Source organism: Rhodovarius crocodyli, from assembly GCF_004005855.1.
GTDB classification, from domain to species: domain Bacteria; phylum Pseudomonadota; class Alphaproteobacteria; order Acetobacterales; family Acetobacteraceae; genus Rhodovarius; species Rhodovarius crocodyli.
On sequence record NZ_SACL01000005.1, the window covers coordinates 325,622 to 344,339 of the forward strand.

Genomic DNA, 18,718 nt, shown 5'->3' on the forward strand with positions numbered 1-18,718 from the left:
GTCTCCGGTATCCAACTCGGGGGAAGCCATGACGAGAAGTGAACTGATAACCCAGCTCGCCGCCGAGAATCCGCATCTGCGGCATTCCGATGTCGAAGCCATCGTGACGACGATCTTCGAGGAGATCACGTCCACCCTGGCTGACGGCCGGCGTGTGGAGCTGCGTGGTTTCGGGGCCTTTTCCGTCAAGCGGCGCGACCCGCGCACGGGCCGCAACCCCCGCACCGGTGAGGCCGTGGACGTTTCCGGCAAGGCGGTGCCCTTCTTCAAGCCCGGCAAGGAACTGCGTGAGACCGTGAATGGCGGCCCCCCGCAGGCCGGTGCCCCCCCGGTCGCCAAGAAGCCGGCGGCCAAGACCAAGGCCTGATCATGCGCTGGATTCTGCTGGTGCCGTTCCTTCTGCTGCTGGCGCTGTTCGCGGCCAGCAACCGGGAAGATGTGGCGCTGCGCCTGTGGCCGCTCGATGCCAGCCTGGCGCTGCCGCTGTGGCTGGCCGTGCTGGGCACGGGCGCGCTGTTCCTGGTCCTGGGCGCCGTGTTCGGCTGGGCCGCCGCCGTCCCTGCCCGCCGGCGCGTGCGTGAACTGCAGCGCGCGGCCAACATCATGGATGGCGAGCTGGTGGCCATGCGGCGGGAGAAGGAAACCGCCGCGAAGCAGGACAGCGAGGCGCTGCAGCTCGCCCGTTGAGCTGAAGCGCGCGGCCCCTGCCGCCACTTCCTCATCTGCCTTCGAGACAGGATGACGCCGCGGGCGGCAATGTTTCACGCCCATAATTGACTCATGCCGGCTGAATGCGCTTTATAATTCACAAAATTATAGAGTGCTAAAACGCCATGTCTCGCCTTATCACATTTGGTCGCCGTCAGTTGGCCCCGCTGCTGCTGGCGCCCGCCATCGCCCGCGCGCAATCCTGGCCTGAGCGTCCGCTGCGTGCCGTCATTCCCTGGCCGCCCGGCGGGCAGGTGGACAAATATGGCCGCCCGCTGGCAGAGGCCCTCGCCCAGGCGCTCGGCAAGCCGGTGGTGGTGGAGAATCGCGGCGGCGCCGGCGGGCTGCTCGGCACCGAATATGTCAGCCGCGCCCAGCCGGACGGCTACACCCTGCTGCTGAACAACAACATCGGCTTCATCGGCAGCGCCGCCGCCAACCCGGCCGCCTTGCGCTTCGATCCGATCCGGGACTTCGCGCCGATCGGCATATTTCACGAAAGCGCAGGGGTCTTTGTCGCGCACCCTTCGCTCGGCGTCAGCAATTTCGACGAGTTCCTGGCCCGCATCCGCTCCAGCGCGGCCCCCGTGCCCTACGCCTCCTCGGGCGGCGGCGCGGCCGGCACCCTCGCGGCCTATGCGCTGCAGCGCAAATACGGGCTGGACCTGCTGGAAGTCGTCTACCAGGGCGGCGGCCCCCGGCTGACCGCCCTGCTGAGCGGCGAGGTGAAATTCGCCATGTTCGACACCAGCCTGGTGCGCGAATACGTGGCCTCGGGCGCGCTGCGCCCCATCATCGGCGTGGGGCGCGGCAGGCAGCCCATCTGGCCCGAGGTCCCGAGCTTCGGCGACATCGGCATCACGGATTTCGACTACAGCAACTGGCAGGCCCTGCTGGTGCCCGCCGGCGTGCCTGAGCCCATCCAGGCCCGCCTGCGCGCCGCCCTGGACGAGGCACGCCGCAACCCGGTCTTCGAGCGCGCCGCCGATGACGGGGAGATCATCTTCCTGACCGGAGACGCCGCCACCCGCCGCATCCGCGACGGGTATGAGGAACGGCGCCGCCTGGCCCCGCCGCCCGGCTGACCGCCCCAGCCGCGCACAAAAAAACCGCCCGGATGTCGCCATCCGGACGGCCCTTGCCGGCATGCAATCCCGGGGGCGCGCGCCCCCGGGGCCGCGTTCTCAGCGGAACGGAATGGCGTACATCAGCCCGCCGTTGCTCCACAGGCCGTTGGCGCCGCGCGGCAGCTTCAGCACGCTGCCCTGGCCGACGTTGCGCTCGAACACCTCGCCATAGTTACCGACGGCGCGGATCACGTTCAGCATCCAGCGGTTGTCCAGGCCGAAGCGCTGGCCGAACTCGCCGGAAGTACCCAGCAGGCGCTGCGCCACCGGGTTCTGCCCGCGGGACTGCTCCTCCGCATTGGCCTGGGTGATGCCGTTCTCCTCGGCCTCGACCAGCCCGTAATGGACCCAGGCCACGATGTTCGTCCACTGCTCGTCACCGTTGCGGGTGAACGGGCCCAGCGGCTCCTTCGAGATGGTCTCGGCCAGCACGACATACTGGGCGGCGTTGGGGGCCTGGGCGATGGCGCCGGCCAGCGCCGAGGCATCCTGCGTCATGGCATCGCAGCGACCGGCGAAGAAGGCCTGGTACATGCTGTCCACGCGCTCGAACACCACCGGGTTCACGCGGATGCGGTTGGCGCGGGCATAGTCGCCCAGCGTCACCTCATGCGTCGTGCCCTGGGCCACGCAGATGGAGGCGCCGTCCAGCTCCCGCACGCGGGAGACATTGGCATCCCGGCGCACCACGAAGCCCTGGCCGTCATAGAAGTTCACCGGCCCCTGGGTCAGGCCGATGGAGTTGCCGCGCAGGAAGGTCTGGGTGGAGTTGCGGAACAGCACGTCCACCTCACCCGACTGCAGGGCGGTGAAGCGGTTCTGCGCCGTCAGGCCGACGAAGCGCACCTTGGTGGCGTCGCCCAGCACGGCGGCGGCCACGGCGCGGCAGTAATCCGCATCCAGGCCGCGATACACGCCCTGGGTATCGGGGGCGGAGAAGCCGGCGAAGCCGGTGCTCACGCCGCAGACGAGCGTGCCGCGCTGGCGCACGACGTCGAGCGTGCCGGCCTCCGCCTGGCCGAACATGCTGGCGGTAAACAGCGCCGCCGCGGCAAGGATGGTCCTCATCGGGTTATCTCCCTGGTTTGTGACGAGATGTTTAGATCGAAGCGAGGGCGGCATCCACCGCCTCGCCCAGACGATCCACAATCAATCCGACCTCCTCGGCGCTGACGATATAGGGCGGCGCCAGCAGCACATGGTCGCCGGCCACGCCGTCCAGCGTGCCGCCGCCCGGATAGCAGGCGAGGCCGCGCGCGAAGGCTTCCTTCTTGATGCGCGCGTTCAGCTTGCGGGCAGGGTCGAAGGGCGTGCGCGATGCCCGGTCCTCCACCAGCTCGATGGCGCGGAACAGGCCGCGGCCGCGGATGTCGCCCACATGGGCATGGTTGCCGAAGCGGGCCGCCAGGCGCTGCTGCAGCAGCTCGCCCATCGCCTTCACATTCTCCAGCAGCCCCTCGCGCTCGATCACATGCTGCACCGCCAGCGCCGCCGCGCAGGGGATGGGGTGCGCCAGATAGGTATGGCCATGCTGGAAGGCGCCCGAGCCCTGCTCGATGGCATCCACCACGCGGCCAGCGACCAGCACGGCGCCGATGGGCTGGTAGCCGCCGCCGAGGCCCTTCGCGATGGCCTGGATGTCGGGGCTGATGCCCTCCTGCTCCCAGGCATGCAGCGTGCCGGTGCGGCCCATGCCGGACATCACCTCGTCCAGGATCAGCAGCGCGCCATGGCGGTCGCACACAGCGCGCATGGCCTTGAAGTAGCCGGCGGGCGGCGGCACGCAGCCGGCCGTGGCACCCACCACCGTTTCGGCCATGAAGGCCGCGACGTTCTGCGGGCCCAGGCGCTGGAACTCCGCCTCCAGCTCGGCCGCCAGGCGCGCGACATGGGCTTCCTCGCTCTCACCGGGCTCGGCGCCATGATAGGCGAAGGCGGGCGAGACATGGCTGAAGGCGGGTGACAGCAAGGGCGCGTAGGGCGCCTTGCGCGCCGCATTGCCGCCGGCCGAGAGCGCGCCCAGCGTGTTGCCGTGATAGCTCTGGGTGCGGGCGATGAAGCGCGTGCGCTGCGGCTGGCCAATCTCCAGGAAATACTGGCGCGCCAGCTTGATGGAGGCCTCCACCGCCTCCGACCCGCCGGCCACGAAATAGGCCTGGGCCAGCCCGCCCGGCTCATGCCCCACCAGCTTCTCGGCCAGCGCCTCGGCCGGCTCATTGGTGAAGAAGCCGGTATGGGCGTAGCACAGCTTGTCCGCCTGGGCCTTGATGGCCTCGATGATGGCCGGGTGCTGGTGGCCGAGGCAGGAGACGGCGGCCCCGCCCGAGGCATCCAGCACCTCGCGCCCGCCTTCCTCGACCAGCCACACGCCATGGCCGCCCACCGCCTTGGGCGGCAGCGTGACGGAGGAGCGTTGCAGCACGCGGCTGCGGCGGGGGGTGACGGCGACGTTCATGACGGCGGTTCCTGTTCGGGCACGTATTCGGAAAGGGCGGAGAGGCGCTGCTCGGCCTCCCGCAGGGCAAGCAGGGCGGCGTCCCCGCCCTCGGCGAAGCTGGCGGCCGCCAGGGCCTGGGCGGTGGCCAGCGCCCCGGTCAGGCTGGGGAAGAAGCCGGGGCCGGCCGCCGCCTCGAAGCACAGCACATGGGCGGCACCGGCGGCGACGGGGCTCGCGGCGCTGTCCAGCAGCGCGATCAGCACGCAGCCGGCCTGCCGGGCCGCGCGGGCGGTGCGCAGGATGGACTGGGAATAGGGGGCGAAGCTGACGGCCACCACCGCATCCCCGGCGCGGAAGGCGCCCAGGTCCAGGTCATCGGGCCCTGCCCCGCCCACCAGCCGCACGGCGTCGGGGCGGAACAGCCGCAGCTGGTAATGCAGGATCTGCGCGACACCCCGGCAGGACCGGAACCCCGCGACCCAGATGCGCGGCGCCTCATGCAGGGCGCGGGCGGCGGGGGCGATGGGGCCGGGCGCCATGGCCGCGATGCTCTGCGCATCGGCGGCCAGGATGGCGGCGGGCAGCGGCGCCATGCCGGGGGTGGTGGCGCGGCGGGTATAGGGGCCGGGCCGGCGCGCCTCGATCAGCGCGTCGCGCAGCGCGTCCCACCCGCTGTAGCCCAGGGCCTGCGCCAGCCGGGTGAAGGTGGCCGGATGGGTGCCGGCGGCCTGCGCCAGCTCACGCATCGAGCGCGTGGTGGCATCGAAATCATGGCGCGCGACATAGTCACCGGCGGCGCGCAGGCGCGGCGGCAGGCCCGGAAGGGCACGGCGGAGCGTGTCGAGCGGCGCGATCACGCGACATACGTTTCACATATGCGCAGTCAATGCAACAGATGTTGCAATACCGGACGGCTCGCCGCCTTACCCACCGGGCGGTAACATCGCGCCGAGAAAACAAGGATCGCCCATGTACGTCACCGTCGAACACCAGGATGCGCTGTATACGCTGACCCTGAACCGCCCCGATCGCGGCAATGCGCTGGGGGCGGACTTGGTGGCCGACATCGACGCCGCCTTCGACCAGGCCCTGGCCGCGGGGGCGCGGCTGGTGGTGCTGCGGGGCGCGGGCAAGCATTTCTGCACCGGGCTCGACCTGTCTGACCTGGAGACGGTGACCGAGGGCGACCTGGCGCTGCGCATCCTGCGGATCGAGCTGCTGCTGCAGAAGATCCATGCCGCCCCGGTCACGACCATGGCGATCGCGGGCGGGCGGGTATTCGGCGCGGGGGCCGACCTGTTCGCGGTGTGCGACCACCGCGTGGCGCTTACCGGCAGCAGCTTCGCCTTCCCCGGCCCCGCCTTCGGGCTGGTGCTGGGCACCGGGCGGCTGGCCGGGCTGGTGGGCGGCACCGCCGCCCGGCACCTGCTGCTGGCCGGCGCCGCGGTGCCCGCCGCCCGCGCGCTGGAACTGGGCCTGGCCACCGAGGTGACGGAGACCCCCGACACCGCCCCCGCCCTGGCCGCCGCCACCCGGCTGGAGGCCGCGACCGTCGCCGCCCTGCACCGCCGCACCCGCACCGCCGATGATGCGGCGGACCTGGCGGCGCTGGCGGCCTCCCTCGCGCGGCCGGGCCTGCTGCAGCGGGTGAAGGAGTACCGCGAGCGGGTGATGGCTAGCCGGTAGCGTCCGCTCGCGCCTGCACCGTGATCTCGACCAGGATCTCGGGCGTGGCCAGGGCCGCCACCTGCACCAGGGTGGAACAGGGGAAGGCGCCCTCGAAGAACTCGGCGCGGGCGCGCCAGACCTCCCGGTTGTCGGCCATGTCGGTCAGATAGATCGTCATGGTCACGACCTGGGACATGCCGGCGCCGGCCGCCTCCAGCAGCGCCTTCACCTTGGTGAAGATCACCCGCGTCTGCTCATAGGCGCTGCCGACGCCCAGAATCGTCGTCTTGTCATTGGCCCGGGCCGTGAGGCCCGAGAGGTAGATGGTATCCCCCACCCGCAGGCAGTTGGACCAGAGACCGGGGTATTCGACCACCTCGGGGGAGGTGATGGGCTCGATACGGGGCATGACACTCCTTTCACGCAGCACATTTTTTGCTCAATCTGCACAATATCGCGCAGGCCGCAGGCTACATTGCTAAAATCATAAGCCAAAACCGCAGAATCCGGTTGTGAGTGCTCGATCCACTGGCTATCTCTCGGGTGCTGGACGGGTTTGCCCGTTCAGGTGGCACAAGGTGGTGCCGCCGCCGTTCCCCGGCGCGTCAGATCGTCCAGTGCCAAGGGCGGCACGTCTTGGAATTTCCAGGCGGAGCCTTGCCATGCAGACCACCAGCCAGCTCTCCTTCCGTCAGGACGTCGCGGCATGAACGCGATCCCGGCCCAGCACCCCCGCCTCGTCGTCATCGGCAACGGCATGGCCGGCATGCGCACCGTCGAGGAGATCCTCGCCCGCGCGCCCGGCAAGTTCCAGATCACGGTCTTCGGCGCGGAACCGCACCCGAACTACAACCGTATCATGCTCTCTCCGGTGCTGGCCGGTGAGAAGACCTTCGACGACATCGTCATCAACAGCCGCGAATGGTACGCGGAGAACGGCATCGAGCTGATCGCCGGCGAGAAGGTCGTCTCGGTGGACCGCGAGTCGCGCCTCGTGATGGGCGAATTCGGCACCACCCGCCCCTATGACCGCCTGCTGATCGCCACCGGCTCCGACCCGTTCATCATCCCCGTCCCCGGCCGCGACCTGCCGGGCGTGGTCACCTTCCGCGACATGGCCGATGTGGACGCCATGCTGGACGCCTGCGGCGTGGGCGGCAGCGCGGTGGTCATCGGCGGCGGGCTGCTGGGCCTGGAGGCCGCGAACGGCCTGGCCGTGAACGGCATGAAGACCACCGTCCTGCACCTGATGCCCACCCTGATGGAGCGCCAGCTGGACACCGTCGCCGGCGGCATGCTGAAGGCCGACCTTGAGGCCCGCGGCCTGACCGTGATGTGCGGCGCCGACACGGCCGAGATCCTGGGCACGGAGCGCGTGACCGGGGTGCGCCTGAAGGACGGCCAGGAAATCGCGGCCGACTTGGTGGTGATGGCCGTGGGCATCCGCCCCAACTCCACCCTGGGGCGCGCGATCGGGCTGGACTGCAAGCGCGGCATCCTCGTGGACGACACGATGCGCACCTCCGACCCGTTCATCTACTCGGTCGGTGAATGCGTCGAGCACCGCGGCGTCTGCTACGGGCTGGTCGCCCCGCTGTGGGACATGGCGCGCGTCGCGGCCGACCACCTGACCGGCGTGGCGGACAGCCTGTACATCCCCGCCGTCAGCGGCACCCGCCTGAAGGTGACCGGCATCGAGATGTTCTCCGCCGGCGACTTCATCGGCGGCGAGGGCGCGGAGGTGGTGGAGTTCCGTGACCCGTCGCGCGGCCTGTACCGCCGCCTGGTCCTGCGTGAGGAGCGCGTGGCCGGCGTGGTGCTGTACGGTGAGGCCGAGGACGCCGGCTGGTACTTCACCCTGCTGAAGGACGCGCAGGAGCTGGGCACGCTGCGCCACACCGCGATCTTCGGCCAATCCGTCGCCCTGGCCGCTTCCGGCGCCCCGGCGAAGGACCCCAAGGCCGCGCTGGCCGCCCTGCCCGACAGCGCCGAGATCTGCGGCTGCAACGGCGTGTGCAAGGGCAAGATCCTGACCGCCATCGCGGAGAAGGGGCTGACCACCCTCGACGACGTGCGCGCCCACACCAAGGCGTCGGCCAGCTGCGGTTCCTGCACGCCGCAGGTCGAGGGGCTGATCTCGCTTGCGCTCGGCGACGGCTACCAGGCCGCCGGCGAGAAGCCGATGTGCAAGTGCACGACCCACGGCCATGACTTCGTCCGCAAGGAGATCGTCTCCCAGGGCATAAAGACCATGCCCGGCGTGATGAACCGCCTGGGCTGGAAGACGGCCGACGGCTGCCATCACTGCCGCCCGGCGCTGAACTACTATCTGCTGTGCGCCTGGCCCGGCGAATACCAGGATGACGCGCAGTCGCGCTTCGTGAATGAGCGCAACCACGCCAACATCCAGAAGGACGGCACCTATTCCGTCATTCCGCGCATGTGGGGCGGCGTGACCAACGCGGCGGAGCTGCGCGCGATCGCCGATGTGGTCGACAAGTACGACATCCCGACCGTGAAGGTGACGGGCGGCCAGCGCATCGACCTGCTGGGCGTCCAGCGTGAGAAGCTGCCCGAGGTCTGGGCCGACCTGAACGCCGCGGGCATGGTCTCGGGCCACGCCTACGCCAAGGGCCTGCGCACGGTGAAGACCTGCGTGGGGTCCGAATGGTGCCGCTTCGGCACCCAGGACAGCACCGGCATGGGCATCAAGCTGGAGCGCATGACCTGGGGTTCCTGGCACCCGCACAAGGTCAAGCTCGCGGTCAGCGGCTGCCCGCGCAACTGCGCCGAGGCCACCATCAAGGATTTCGGCGTGGTGGCCGTGGACAGCGGCTGGGAACTGCACATCGCGGGCAATGGCGGCATCCACCTGCGCGGCACCGACTTCCTGTGCAAGGTGACGACGGAGGAGGAGGTGCTGGAATATTGCGGTGCCTTCCTGCAGCTGTACCGTGAGGAAGCGCGCTACCTCGACCGCACCGCCCCCTGGGTGGAGCGCGTGGGCCTGGATTACGTTAAGGCCCGCATCGTCGACGACGCCGAGGGCCGCCGCACCCTGCACGAGCGTTTCCTCTATTCGCAGAAGTTCATGCAGATCGACCCCTGGGCCGAGCGCGCCCCGGGTGCCGAGGCTGCGCAGCCCTTCACCAGCCTCCAGCCCGCGGAGTGAACCGGATGATCGACATCGGCACCCTTTCCGACATCCCCCGCCAGGGGGCCCGCGTGGTGAAGACCGCGCAGGGCGACATCGCGGTGTTCCGCACGCTGGACGATACGGTGTTCGCCCTGGAGGACCGCTGCCCGCACAAGGGCGGCCCGCTGAGCCAGGGCATCATCCACGGCAAGGGCGTGGCCTGCCCGCTGCACAGCTGGGTCATCGACCTGGCGAGCGGCGAGGCGCAGGGCCCGGACCATGGCTGCGCGAAGCGCTTCGCGGTAGAGTTGCGTGACGGCCGGCTTTGGCTGGCGCTGTCGGCGGCGCAGGAAGCCGCCTGAAGAAGGGTTTGGCGATGGCGGATACACTGGCTCACGGCGCTTCTGACGACGCGGAGCCCGAACACCCCTTCGCCCCCTTCGTGCGCACCCTGGGGCGCGGCCCCGGCCGCTCCCGCTCCCTGACGCGGGAGGAAGGCCGGCAGGCGCTGTCCATGGTGCTGGCCGGAGAGGCCGAGCCGGTGCAGATCGGCGCCTTCCTGATGCTGCTGCGCTATCGCGGCGAGGACATCGAGGAAGTGACCGGCCTGGTGGAGGCCGCGCGCGATGCCGTGGGCGCCGCGCCCGCCCCCGTCGATCTCGACTGGCCTTCCTATGGCGCGGGCCGCACGCGCGGCGCGCCCTGGTTCCTGCTCTCGGCCCTGGCGCTGGCGAAATCCGGCCATCGCGTGCTGATGCACGGGTCCAACACCTTCACCACCGGCATGGCGGTGAAGGACGCGCTGCCGCTGCTGGGGCTCGCCGCCGCGCGCAACCGCGCGGAGGCCCTGGAACAGGTGGCCGCCACCGGCTTCGGCTACCTGCCGCTGTCGGTCATGTCGCCCCGGCTGAACGAGATTCTGCACCTGCGCGCCATGCTGGGCCTGCGTTCGCCCATCAACACGGTGGCGCGGCTGCTGAACCCGGCCGACGCGCCGGCCGGTGTCGATGGCGTGTTCCACCCGCCCTATATCGCCGTCCACATGGGGGTGGCCGCCCAGTTCGCCCGCCCGCGCTTCCTGGTGGTGAAGGGCGGCGGCGGCGAGGCCGAGCGCGCCCCCGGCAAGCCCATGCAGGCGCATCTGCAGACCGCCGCCGGCACCGAGGTGCTGGACCTGCCGGCCCTGACCGCGACCCGCGCGACGGAGGCGGATTTCGCCGGCATCTGGAACGGCACCGACAGCTGCCCGCATGCCGAAGGCACCGTCATCGGCACCATCGAGCTGGCGCTGCTGGCCATGGGCGTGCCCGATGCCGCCGCCCGCGCGCCCGCCATCTGGGCCGCCCGGCGATAAATTGGCACCCTTGCCGCCCTTGTGCGGCGCACCACTTCGGGCACCAATACCGCTATCTTCACAAGGGGCTTCCCAATGCTCGACCAGAACGCTCTCGACACGCTCTTCCTTACCGCGCGCACCCACAACAAGTGGAAGCCCGAGCCGGTGAGCGAGGAGACCCTGCGCAAGCTGTATGACCTGGTGAAGCAGGGCCCGACCTCGGCCAACTGCTCCCCCGCGCGCTTCGTCTTCGTCACCACGCCCGAGGGCAAGGAGAAGCTGAAGCCGTCGCTGTCCTCCGGCAACCTGGAGAAGACGATGACCGCCCCGGTGACCGTGATCGTCGCCGAGGACATGGAATTCTACGAGAAGCTGCCGACCCTGTTCCCGCACGCCGACGCGAAAAGCTGGTTCACCGGCAACCAGGCGATGGTCGAGGAAACCGCCTTCCGCAATTCCTCGCTGCAGGGCGCCTATCTGATGCTGGCCGCCCGCGCGCTGGGGCTGGATACCGGCGCGATGTCTGGCTTCAACAAGGACAAGGTGAACGAAGCCTTCTTCGCCGGCACCAAGATCCGCGCGAACTTCCTGGTGAACCTGGGCCATGGCGACCCGGCCGGCCTGTTCGGCAAGCTGCCGCGCCTGAGCTTCGAGGAAGCCTGCACGATCGCCTGAGCGATTGACCGGTTCGGCGCGCGCCTGTGGTCAGCGCGCGCCGAACTCCCGGAGTGTTTTTCGGTTCCTACCGGCCTGCGGCATCCTTGCTGACCGCCATGCCCCCGAAGGGTGGCAATTCCCCCAGCCGGTTCCGCATCACCACCAGCCATTGCGTGCGCCCCGCGGGCCTGGGCAGCAGCAAACCCGCCTCATCGGCCGGAAAGCGGCTGAGCGTCACGGCATCCGCCACATTTCCGCCGATCGCCTCCACGAAGCCGGGCGAGAGCCCCACCACGATGTCGCAATGCATGGGGCGGAACCGGCCGGCCTCGGCCAGGCGCTGGGTCCAGTCCGTCAGCGGGTTGCGGCTGCGGTCCCCGCAGACGAGGTCGCCCAGGCGCGGCGCGTATTCCTGCGGGCGATAGGGAATGAAGGGCGCCGTGGCGGGGAAGGCCGCGGCATCGCTCAACAGCGGGTCCAGATACAGGGCGTGGCTGGCGTTGGGGCGGAACTCGCGCCGGTCCACGCCCGCGCGCTGCATGACATAGCTGATGAAGGCCGCCGACCAGGCGGGCTCGGCCCAGAGATTGCCGGGCGGATGCGCGGGGTCCTGCGCATAGATCGCGCGGTTGCGGGAAAGCGCGCCCTCATCGCCCGGCACCGCGTTCCAATAGGCGACCAGGCGCGGGAAGTTCTCGGGGCGGGCCTCCAGGCGCGGCGGTGCCTCCGGGTCCGCGACGATGCTGCCCCATTCGGCCCATTCGGCCTGGGCGATGGCCAGCAGGCGGGTGCGCACGCTGGGCGGATAGGGAAGCGGCGGCCCGAGCGCCACCGGCGCGGGCGGGACGGCGCAGGCCGCCAGGGGCAGAAGCAGCAAGAGCGCGCGAAGCATGCGCCCTTTTAGCGCCGGCGGAGCGCGGCGGCCAGTTGACTCCAATATATTGGATTATACGATGCAGATATGAGCACCGACGCGCAGCTGGGCGCCCGCATCAAGGAGTTCCGCGCCGCGCGCGGCCTGTCCCTGGACGGGCTGGCGACGCAGGCCGAGGTCAGCCGCGCCATGCTCTCCCGCATCGAGCGCGGGGAATCGAGCCCCACCGCCCAGATGCTGAACAAGATCTGCGTGGGGCTGGGCATCGGGGTCTCCGCCCTGTTCGCGGCCGCCGAGGCGCCCGCCTCTCCCCTCGCGCGGCATGCCGCGCAGCCCCTGTGGCGCGACCCCGCCAGCGGCTATCTGCGCCGCGTCGTCTCGCCCCCCGGCACCGGCTCCGCGGTCGATATCGTGGAGGTCGAGTTCCCGCCCGGGGCCAGCGTGGGCTTCGACAACCGGCGGATGGACAGGGCCTGCCAGCATGTCTGGGTGCTGGACGGCACGCTGGAACTGACGCTGGGCGAGGAGACCACGAGGCTGGAACAGGGGGACTGCCTGTTCATGCCGCTCGATCGCCCCATCCGCTTTCACAACCCCTCGGCGCGGCCCACCCGCTACGCCGTCATCCTGCATCACGGAGCCCGCCCATGACCGGTATTCCTGCCGACATCCGCCCCCTGCCGGCACCCGAGGCCGAGGCCCGGATCATGGAGCTGGCCGCCATCCTGGTGGATGCGGTCGATCACGGCGCCTCGGTGAATTTCATGGCCGGGCTGACGCTGGATGACGCGGCGGCCTTCTGGCGCGGCCAGTTGCCCGGCATGGCCGATGGCGCGCGCACCCTGTTCGTGGCGGAGCAGGACGGGCGCCTGCTCGGCACGGTGGTGTTGAGCTTCGCGCACCAGCCCAACTCCCCGCATCGCGGCGAGATCGGCAAGATGCTGGTGCATTCCACGGCGCGACGGCAGGGCCTGGGCAAGCGCCTGCTGAACACGGCGGAACAGGCCGCGCGGGCCGCCGGCCGCACCCTGCTGCACCTGGATACCGAAACCGACAGCGCCGGAGAGAAGCTGTACCGCGACTGCGGCTGGGTGTTCATGGGCGCGATGCCCGGCCACAGCCATTGCCCCGACGGGCGGCTGGCGGCGGCCAGCTTCTTCTACAAGCATCTGGCGCCGGCGGGCTGAGGCACCCTACCCTGCGCGGCATGGGAGAAACACCTGCCGCCGCGCTGGCTGCGGCCATCCTGCGCGCACTGGACCGGATGCAGGCCGCGACGCGCGCGCTTGATCCGGCCGACCCCTCGCCGCCCGAGGCCGATGCGGCGCTCGGCGATGCGCTCGCGGCGTCCCGCGCCTTCGACTGGCCGGAAGCCTGGCTCCCCATCCGCGACTGCCTGGACCAGGCAGCCCGCCTGCTGCTGGAAGCCGAGCGCGTGATGGCCACCGCCACCTCCCTGCCCGAGGCCTGGCGGGCCTTCCGCGCCATTCCCCGCGCGTCGGAGGCGATCTACCCGCTCTGCCCCTTCATCCCCTCCATCAGCCGCCATTTCCTGGAACCAGCCCGGCGGGGCGATGCCGCGCTGCTGGAACGGCTGGCCGCCGATCCGGGGCGCGAGGGCGTGGGCGTCATGCATCTGGGCGGCCCGCCCGGCTCACGCGGGAATGCCTCGCTCTATGTGCCGGAGGACTATGAGCCCGCACGCCCCATGCCCCTGGTGGTGGCGCTGCATGGCGGGTCCGGCAACGGCGCGGGCTTTCTCTGGAGCTGGCTGCGCGCCGCGCGCGGGCGGGGCGTGGCGGTGCTGGCGCCGACGGCCCTCGGCGATACCTGGTCGATCATGGAGCCCGAGATCGACGGCCCCAACATCGCGCACTGGATCGATGTCGTGTCGGCGCAATGGAACATCGCGGCCGCCCCGCGCCTGCTGAGCGGCATGAGCGACGGCGGCAGCTTCACCTATTCGCTCGGCCTGTCGGCGGAGCCGCCGTTCACGCATCTCGCGCCGGTGGCCGGCAACTTCCACCCCATGCTGACGATGGCGATGAACCCGGAGCATGTTCGCGGCCTGCCGGTGCGCATCACCCACGGCGCGCGGGACTGGATGTTCCCGCCCGACGTCGCGGTGCAGGCCAGCGAGCTGCTGCGCCATGTGGGGGCCAGGGTGGAATGCCATGTGCTGGCCGGGCTGGCCCATGCCTGGCCGCTGGAACAGGCGGACGCCATCCTGGGCTGGTGCATGGGCGACGCCCCATGAGAAAAGCCCGGCCCGCATGGACGGGCCGGGCTCATCGCTCGGGGGGGCTTGAGGAGAGTAAAGCCTCAGTACTTCTGGCTGGGGGTCTTGGGACCACCTTCGCCGGGCTGCTTGCGCATCGGCTGTTCCTGCTGCTCTTCCTCGCGGGCCGGGTACTGTTCTTCCTGCTCCGGGAAGTTCTTCTTCGGGCTGTCGGACATCGGGATGTCTCCTCCTTGTTTCCGCCGCATCATGCGGCAGCCGGATGAAGAACGGGCCTGCCCGGCGCCGGGTTGAGGTTCGGGGCCCGACTATCTTTTTCGTTCCACCGGTTGAATTCGTGCCGGCGGCGTCAAATGGGCAACGACATCCGGCAAATACCCGATCCTGTCGCTCATTTATTCATTGCGATGCAGCGACATTACAGAATAACCGGCCATGCAACCGTGGGCGCGGCGCCGGTGTTCAACCTCCGTCAATCACGGAGAAAACCAATGGGTCGCGGCATTCTTCTTTGGCTCCTCGGGGTCCCCATTCCCATCATCCTCCTCCTCGCCCTGATCTGGCACTGAGGCAGCCCATGCCCAGCCACATCAACGATCCGGTCCTGACCGGAACAGGCGTGTACGCGACCGAGACGGCAGAGCCGTCCGCGACCGCCTGGGGCGCCATCATCGCGGGCGGCCTGGCCGCCTGCGCCACCACGCTGGTGCTCGTGGCGCTGGGGGCGGGGCTCGGCTTCTCCTCCATCTCGCCCTGGCACAATGAGGGCGTGTCCGTCACGACGCTCGGGGTCATGACGGTCATCTGGCTCATCGTGGTGCAGTGGGTGTCCTCGGCGCTCGGCGGCTACATGGCCGGCCGGCTGCGGACGCGCTGGCGCATCCAGCGCGACGAGGTGTTCTTCCGCGACACCGCGCACGGTCTGCTGGCCTGGGCGCTGGCCACGGTGCTGACGCTGGGCGTGCTCGCCTCCGCCGTCACCGGTGCCATCGGTGCGGCCGGCCAGGTCGTGGGTGCCGCGGGCCAGACCGCCGTGCAGGCGGCTGCCTCCGCCGCCGGCCCGCTGTCCCAGTACGACATGGACGCGCTGATGCGCCCCAGCCAGCCCGGTGCCGCCAACCCGAACGGCGAGACCAATGAGCAGGCCGCCGAGGAGGTGATGACCATCATCGGCAACGCGCTGACCAGCGGCCAGCTGCCGGCGCAGGACCGTGATTATCTGGCGCAGATGATCGCGGCCCGCACCAGCCTGTCGGTCGACGAGGCGCGGACCCGCGTGGACCAGGCCTTCACCAAGGCGCGTGAGGCTGCCCAGAAGGCCCGCGAGGCCGCTGACGCCGCCCGCAAGGCCGCTGCCATGCTGGCGCTGTTCACGGCGCTGTCCATGCTTATCGGCGCCTTCGTGGCCTCTGCCGCCGCCGCCTATGGCGGGCAGCTGCGCGACGACCTGGACTGAACCCGGACGCGGCCATGCCGTGAAGCGGGGCGCCGGCGGAACCACCGCCGGCGCCCCTTTTTTCATGCCGCCGCGCAGCTTCGGCCCGGTGCCTATTCCAGCCTGATGTCGAGCTCCCGCACCACCGCACCCCAGGCCTGGCGCTCACCGCGCTCGAATTCGGCGAGCGCCTCGGGGGTGCCGGGCTCGGGCGTGCCGGCCTGGGTGCGCAGCATCTCGACGAAGGCCGGGGCCCGCATCGCCTCACGCAGCGCGGCGTTCAGCTGCGCCACCACCGGCTGCGGGGTGCGCGCCGGCACATAGACGGCCTGCCACAGGCTGAGCGACAGCGGCAGGCCGAGCTCGGCCAGGGTCGGCGTCTCGGGCACCATGGGCTGCCGCGCCGGGGAGGCGACGGCCAGCACCCGCGTGCCGCCGTTGCGCGCCATGGCCGCCGCGGCCCCGGTCGGCACCACCATCACATCCACCTGGGAGGCGAGGACCGCCTGGATGGCAGGTGCCGCGCCGGTATAGGGCACATGCAGGAAGCTGGTGCCGGCGGCGCGGGAGATCCGCTCGAAGGCGAGCTGCGAGGTGCTGCCCACGCCCCAGCTGGCATAGGACAGCGCGCCTGGCTCGGCCTTCGCCGCGGCGACCAGGTCGGCGAAGCTGCGGATGCCGGGCTTGGCCGGGCCCGCGATCAGCGCGGTCGGGATGTGGCTGACGAAGCTGACGGGCGCGAAGTCGCGCTCTGGGTCATAGGCCAGGTTGCGGTAGGTGAAGGGGTTCACCGCCATCACATCCACCATGCCCAGGAACAGCGTGTAGCCGTCGGCGGGTGCGCGGGCGGCGGCCAGGGCGCCGATGCCGCCGCCGGCACCGAAGCGGTTCTCCACCACCACCGGCTGCCCCACCACGGGCGCCAGTGCCTGCGCCAGCCCGCGCGCCACGATGTCGCTCAGGCTGCCGGGATTGAAGGGCGAGACGATGCGCAGCGTGCGGTCGAAGGCAAGCGCGGGGCGCGCGAGCAACGCCGCACCCATGGCGGGCAGCAGCCGGCGCTTCATCATCGGGTGCGGGGCCATAAACACCTCAGGCGAATGGGTCAGGCCGCGTCATGCGTTTCCGGGGCCCAGGCTGCGGCAGCAGGGGCATGGCGGCAATGACGTTTCACCCACCGATCCTGCCATGGCCCTCATGGCAGGATCGGTGGGGAGATTGGCATTGCTGCCATGGCGCGCCGGCCCCAGCATCGGTGCCATGGAAGATCCCCGTCGCGTCCTGATCCTGGGCATGGCCCCGGTGCAGCTGCTGGACCTGGCCGGCCCCGCCGAGGTGCTGGCCCAGGCCGGGCGGCTGCAGGGCATGGCGCAGGGCCGCCCGCCCGCGCCGCTGTATGACGTGGCCTGCCATGTGATCCCGGTGCCGGGGCTGGCGCAGACCTCGGCCGGCCTCGCCTTCCGCCCCACCGAGACCGAGGCCTCCCTGCTCGGCATCGAGGCGCTGGACACGCTGATCGTCATCGGCGGCGAGGGCGCGCGGGAACATTCCGACGACCGCCGCCTGCACCGGCTGCTGCACCACCTGGCACCGCGCGCGAGGCGGCTGGTGGGCGTGTGCACCGGCGCCTTCAGCCTGGCCGCCGCCGGGCTGCTGCAGGGCAGGCGCGTGACCACCCATTGGCGCTTCTGCGCCGAGCTCGCGCGCCGCCATCCGGACCTGACCGTGGACCCCGACCCGATCTTCATCCGGGACGGCGATGTCTGGACCTCGGCCGGGGTGACGGCCGGCATGGACCTGATGCTGGCCCTGGTCGAGGAGGACCACGGCCACGCCCTGGCGCTGTCCGTGGCCCGGGAGCTGGTGCTGTTCCTGCGCCGCCCCGGCGACCAGAAGCAGTTCAGCAGCGTGCTGGCGGCGCAGAGCCGGGGTGGCTCGCGCCTCGGCGGGCTGATGGCGTGGCTGGCGGGCAACCTGGAAAAACCTGTCTCGGTCGAGGCGATGGCAGAGCGCGCCTGCCTCAGCCCCCGCCAGTTCGCCCGTGTCTTCCGCGAGGAAACCGGCCTGACCCCCGCCCGCTTCCTGGAGCGCATGCGCGTCGAGGCCGCCCGCCAGCGCCTGGAAACCGGGCGCGGGGCACTAGCCACCGTGGTGCGGAGTTGCGGCTTCGGCACCGAGGAGACGATGCGCCGCGCCTTCCTGCGCCAGCTCGGTGCCTCGCCGGGCGACTACCGCGACCGCTTCCACCGCCGACAGAAGGAGACCCACGCATGATCGACCCGGACCGCCACCTCAACATCGGCTCCCTCATCTTCGACGGCATCGACCAGATCGACCTGACCGGCCCCTTCGAGGTGCTGGCCCGGGTGCCGAACTCCACCTATCGCCTCTACAGCCGCGATGGCGGCATGATCCGGGACCTGAAGGGCCTGCGGATCAGCCCCGACGCCGCGATCGCCGATGCGCCCCAGCTGGATGTGCTGCACATCCCCGGCGGCTTCGGCCAGGAGGCGCTGATGGAGGACGAGACCGTCCTCTCCTGGATCCGCGCCCAGGCCGCGGGCGCGCACAGCGTCTTTTCCGTCTGCACGGGGGCGCTGGTCTGCGGTGCGGCGGGGCTGCTGAAGGGGCGGCGGGCCACCACCCATTGGGCGTCCTTCCACCTGCTGCCCTATTTCGGCGCCATCCCGGTGGATGAGCGCGTGGTGATCGACGGGGACTGGGTGTTCGCGGCGGGTGTCACGGCCGGCATCGACGGCGCGCTGCGCCTGGTGGCCGAGCTGCGCGGCGATGCGGCCGCTCAGGCGATCCAGCTCTACATGGTCTACGCGCCGGAGCCGCCCTTCGACGCCGGCACGCCGGCCAGCGCGCCGCCCGAGATCTATGAGGCGATGCGCGACAGCGTAGCGGCGGTGACGGCGCAACGCGAAGCGACGGCGAAGCGGGTGCAGGCGCGGCTGGGGCTGGGCTGAGGGCTCGGGCGCCGGTCAGGGGCTCCGCCCCCGACACCCCCGCCAGGAGATAATATCTCCTGGACCTGATATTAGTTTGGCGCCTTACCTTCGTAGGTGGGCGCCATTTTTATCATAAAAATCAATGAT

General features: G+C 70.5%; 22 protein-coding genes. 15 read left to right on the forward strand and 7 right to left on the reverse strand.

What is annotated here, in order from left to right:
* The first annotated feature begins 28 nt into the window (after nucleotides 1–28).
* The 3 genes from ihfB (at nucleotide 29) to EOD42_RS16380 (ending at nucleotide 1,793) form a co-directional block, all read left to right on the forward strand.
* Nucleotides 29–367 carry an integration host factor subunit beta gene (ihfB, locus tag EOD42_RS16370; protein ID WP_127788626.1) on the forward strand — a complete coding sequence of 113 codons (339 nt, stop codon included), beginning with the start codon at nucleotides 29–31 and terminating at the stop codon, nucleotides 365–367.
* Between the two features lie 2 nt (nucleotides 368–369).
* Nucleotides 370–687, forward strand: a complete 318-nt coding sequence (locus tag EOD42_RS16375; RefSeq protein WP_127788627.1) for a LapA family protein — start codon at nucleotides 370–372, stop codon at nucleotides 685–687.
* A gap of 146 nt (nucleotides 688–833) precedes the next feature.
* The gene (locus EOD42_RS16380) at nucleotides 834–1,793 is read left to right on the forward strand and encodes a Bug family tripartite tricarboxylate transporter substrate binding protein (protein WP_127788628.1); all 960 of its coding nucleotides are present in this window, start codon (nucleotides 834–836) and stop codon (nucleotides 1,791–1,793) included.
* A gap of 99 nt (nucleotides 1,794–1,892) precedes the next feature.
* Here the strand turns inward: EOD42_RS16380 and EOD42_RS16385 are convergent, their stop codons facing one another.
* From EOD42_RS16385 to EOD42_RS16395, 3 genes are read right to left on the reverse strand one after another with little or no spacing between them, the layout of a single operon-like run.
* Nucleotides 1,893–2,903 (reverse strand): amino acid ABC transporter substrate-binding protein, encoded by a 1,011-nt coding sequence (locus EOD42_RS16385; RefSeq protein ID WP_127788629.1) that lies wholly within the window; start codon nucleotides 2,901–2,903, stop codon nucleotides 1,893–1,895.
* Between the two features lie 31 nt (nucleotides 2,904–2,934).
* Entirely contained in the window at nucleotides 2,935–4,290 is a 1,356-nt protein-coding gene (locus EOD42_RS16390) for an aspartate aminotransferase family protein (RefSeq protein WP_127788630.1), read from the reverse strand.
* The gene (locus EOD42_RS16395) at nucleotides 4,287–5,129 is read right to left on the reverse strand and encodes a MurR/RpiR family transcriptional regulator (RefSeq protein WP_127788631.1); all 843 of its coding nucleotides are present in this window, start codon (nucleotides 5,127–5,129) and stop codon (nucleotides 4,287–4,289) included. The genes EOD42_RS16390 and EOD42_RS16395 overlap by 4 nt, the downstream gene beginning before the upstream one ends.
* A gap of 112 nt (nucleotides 5,130–5,241) precedes the next feature.
* Between EOD42_RS16395 and EOD42_RS16400 the strand changes: the two genes are divergently transcribed.
* Entirely contained in the window at nucleotides 5,242–5,958 is a 717-nt protein-coding gene (locus tag EOD42_RS16400) for an enoyl-CoA hydratase/isomerase family protein (RefSeq protein ID WP_164867975.1), read from the forward strand.
* On the opposite strand, the gene EOD42_RS16405 is transcribed toward EOD42_RS16400, so the two are convergent.
* A complete protein-coding gene (locus tag EOD42_RS16405) occupies nucleotides 5,948–6,349 on the reverse strand; it encodes a RidA family protein (RefSeq protein WP_127788632.1) in 402 nt (133 codons plus the stop codon). The two genes, EOD42_RS16400 and EOD42_RS16405, sit on opposite strands and share 11 nt — an antisense overlap.
* A 297-nt stretch (nucleotides 6,350–6,646) precedes the next feature.
* Here EOD42_RS16405 and nirB point away from each other — a divergent pair, with 297 nt between their 5' ends.
* The 4 genes from nirB to EOD42_RS16425 all read left to right on the forward strand — a co-directional run bounded on the left by nirB (nucleotide 6,647) and on the right by EOD42_RS16425 (nucleotide 11,087).
* On the forward strand, nucleotides 6,647–9,112 hold the full coding sequence (nirB, locus tag EOD42_RS16410) for a nitrite reductase large subunit NirB (RefSeq protein WP_127788633.1): 2,466 nt from the start codon (nucleotides 6,647–6,649) through the stop codon (nucleotides 9,110–9,112).
* Nucleotides 9,113–9,117: 5 nt separating this feature from the next.
* Nucleotides 9,118–9,438: a nitrite reductase small subunit NirD gene (gene nirD, locus EOD42_RS16415; RefSeq protein ID WP_127788634.1), complete on the forward strand. Its 321-nt coding sequence runs from the start codon at nucleotides 9,118–9,120 to the stop codon at nucleotides 9,436–9,438.
* 14 nt (nucleotides 9,439–9,452) lie between these two features.
* Nucleotides 9,453–10,430 carry a glycosyl transferase family protein gene (locus EOD42_RS16420; RefSeq protein ID WP_127788635.1) on the forward strand — a complete coding sequence of 326 codons (978 nt, stop codon included), beginning with the start codon at nucleotides 9,453–9,455 and terminating at the stop codon, nucleotides 10,428–10,430.
* Between the two features lie 75 nt (nucleotides 10,431–10,505).
* Nucleotides 10,506–11,087: a malonic semialdehyde reductase gene (locus EOD42_RS16425; protein WP_127788636.1), complete on the forward strand. Its 582-nt coding sequence runs from the start codon at nucleotides 10,506–10,508 to the stop codon at nucleotides 11,085–11,087.
* 67 nt (nucleotides 11,088–11,154) lie between these two features.
* Here the strand turns inward: EOD42_RS16425 and EOD42_RS16430 are convergent, their stop codons facing one another.
* Nucleotides 11,155–11,961 (reverse strand): DUF2272 domain-containing protein, encoded by an 807-nt coding sequence (locus EOD42_RS16430; RefSeq protein ID WP_127788637.1) that lies wholly within the window; start codon nucleotides 11,959–11,961, stop codon nucleotides 11,155–11,157.
* Nucleotides 11,962–12,030: 69 nt separating this feature from the next.
* Between EOD42_RS16430 and EOD42_RS16435 the strand changes: the two genes are divergently transcribed.
* The 3 genes from EOD42_RS16435 to EOD42_RS16445 are packed head-to-tail and all read left to right on the forward strand — an operon-like array spanning nucleotide 12,031 to nucleotide 14,200.
* Nucleotides 12,031–12,594 (forward strand): helix-turn-helix domain-containing protein, encoded by a 564-nt coding sequence (locus EOD42_RS16435; protein WP_127788638.1) that lies wholly within the window; start codon nucleotides 12,031–12,033, stop codon nucleotides 12,592–12,594.
* The gene (locus EOD42_RS16440) at nucleotides 12,591–13,130 is read left to right on the forward strand and encodes a GNAT family N-acetyltransferase (protein WP_127788639.1); all 540 of its coding nucleotides are present in this window, start codon (nucleotides 12,591–12,593) and stop codon (nucleotides 13,128–13,130) included. Before EOD42_RS16435 ends, EOD42_RS16440 begins: the two co-directional genes overlap by 4 nt.
* Nucleotides 13,131–13,150: 20 nt before the next feature.
* Entirely contained in the window at nucleotides 13,151–14,200 is a 1,050-nt protein-coding gene (locus EOD42_RS16445; RefSeq protein WP_127788640.1) for an alpha/beta hydrolase, read from the forward strand.
* Between the two features lie 65 nt (nucleotides 14,201–14,265).
* On the opposite strand, the gene EOD42_RS26525 is transcribed toward EOD42_RS16445, so the two are convergent.
* Nucleotides 14,266–14,400 carry a hypothetical protein gene (locus EOD42_RS26525; protein WP_276318156.1) on the reverse strand — a complete coding sequence of 45 codons (135 nt, stop codon included), beginning with the start codon at nucleotides 14,398–14,400 and terminating at the stop codon, nucleotides 14,266–14,268.
* A gap of 135 nt (nucleotides 14,401–14,535) precedes the next feature.
* Here EOD42_RS26525 and EOD42_RS16450 point away from each other — a divergent pair, with 135 nt between their 5' ends.
* Together EOD42_RS16450 and EOD42_RS16455 are read left to right on the forward strand one after the other, a co-directional pair.
* Nucleotides 14,536–14,751: a hypothetical protein gene (locus EOD42_RS16450; RefSeq protein WP_127788641.1), complete on the forward strand. Its 216-nt coding sequence runs from the start codon at nucleotides 14,536–14,538 to the stop codon at nucleotides 14,749–14,751.
* An 8-nt stretch (nucleotides 14,752–14,759) separates the two neighbouring features.
* Nucleotides 14,760–15,638 (forward strand): hypothetical protein, encoded by an 879-nt coding sequence (locus EOD42_RS16455; RefSeq protein ID WP_164867976.1) that lies wholly within the window; start codon nucleotides 14,760–14,762, stop codon nucleotides 15,636–15,638.
* A 92-nt stretch (nucleotides 15,639–15,730) separates the two neighbouring features.
* On the opposite strand, the gene EOD42_RS16460 is transcribed toward EOD42_RS16455, so the two are convergent.
* Entirely contained in the window at nucleotides 15,731–16,687 is a 957-nt protein-coding gene (locus EOD42_RS16460) for a tripartite tricarboxylate transporter substrate binding protein (RefSeq protein ID WP_164867977.1), read from the reverse strand.
* 190 nt (nucleotides 16,688–16,877) lie between these two features.
* Here EOD42_RS16460 and EOD42_RS16465 point away from each other — a divergent pair, with 190 nt between their 5' ends.
* Together EOD42_RS16465 and EOD42_RS16470 are read left to right on the forward strand one after the other, a co-directional pair.
* The gene (locus EOD42_RS16465) at nucleotides 16,878–17,891 is read left to right on the forward strand and encodes a GlxA family transcriptional regulator (protein WP_127788643.1); all 1,014 of its coding nucleotides are present in this window, start codon (nucleotides 16,878–16,880) and stop codon (nucleotides 17,889–17,891) included.
* On the forward strand, nucleotides 17,888–18,589 hold the full coding sequence (locus tag EOD42_RS16470; RefSeq protein WP_127788644.1) for a DJ-1/PfpI family protein: 702 nt from the start codon (nucleotides 17,888–17,890) through the stop codon (nucleotides 18,587–18,589). The genes EOD42_RS16465 and EOD42_RS16470 overlap by 4 nt, the downstream gene beginning before the upstream one ends.
* The last annotated feature ends 129 nt before the right edge of the window (nucleotides 18,590–18,718 follow it).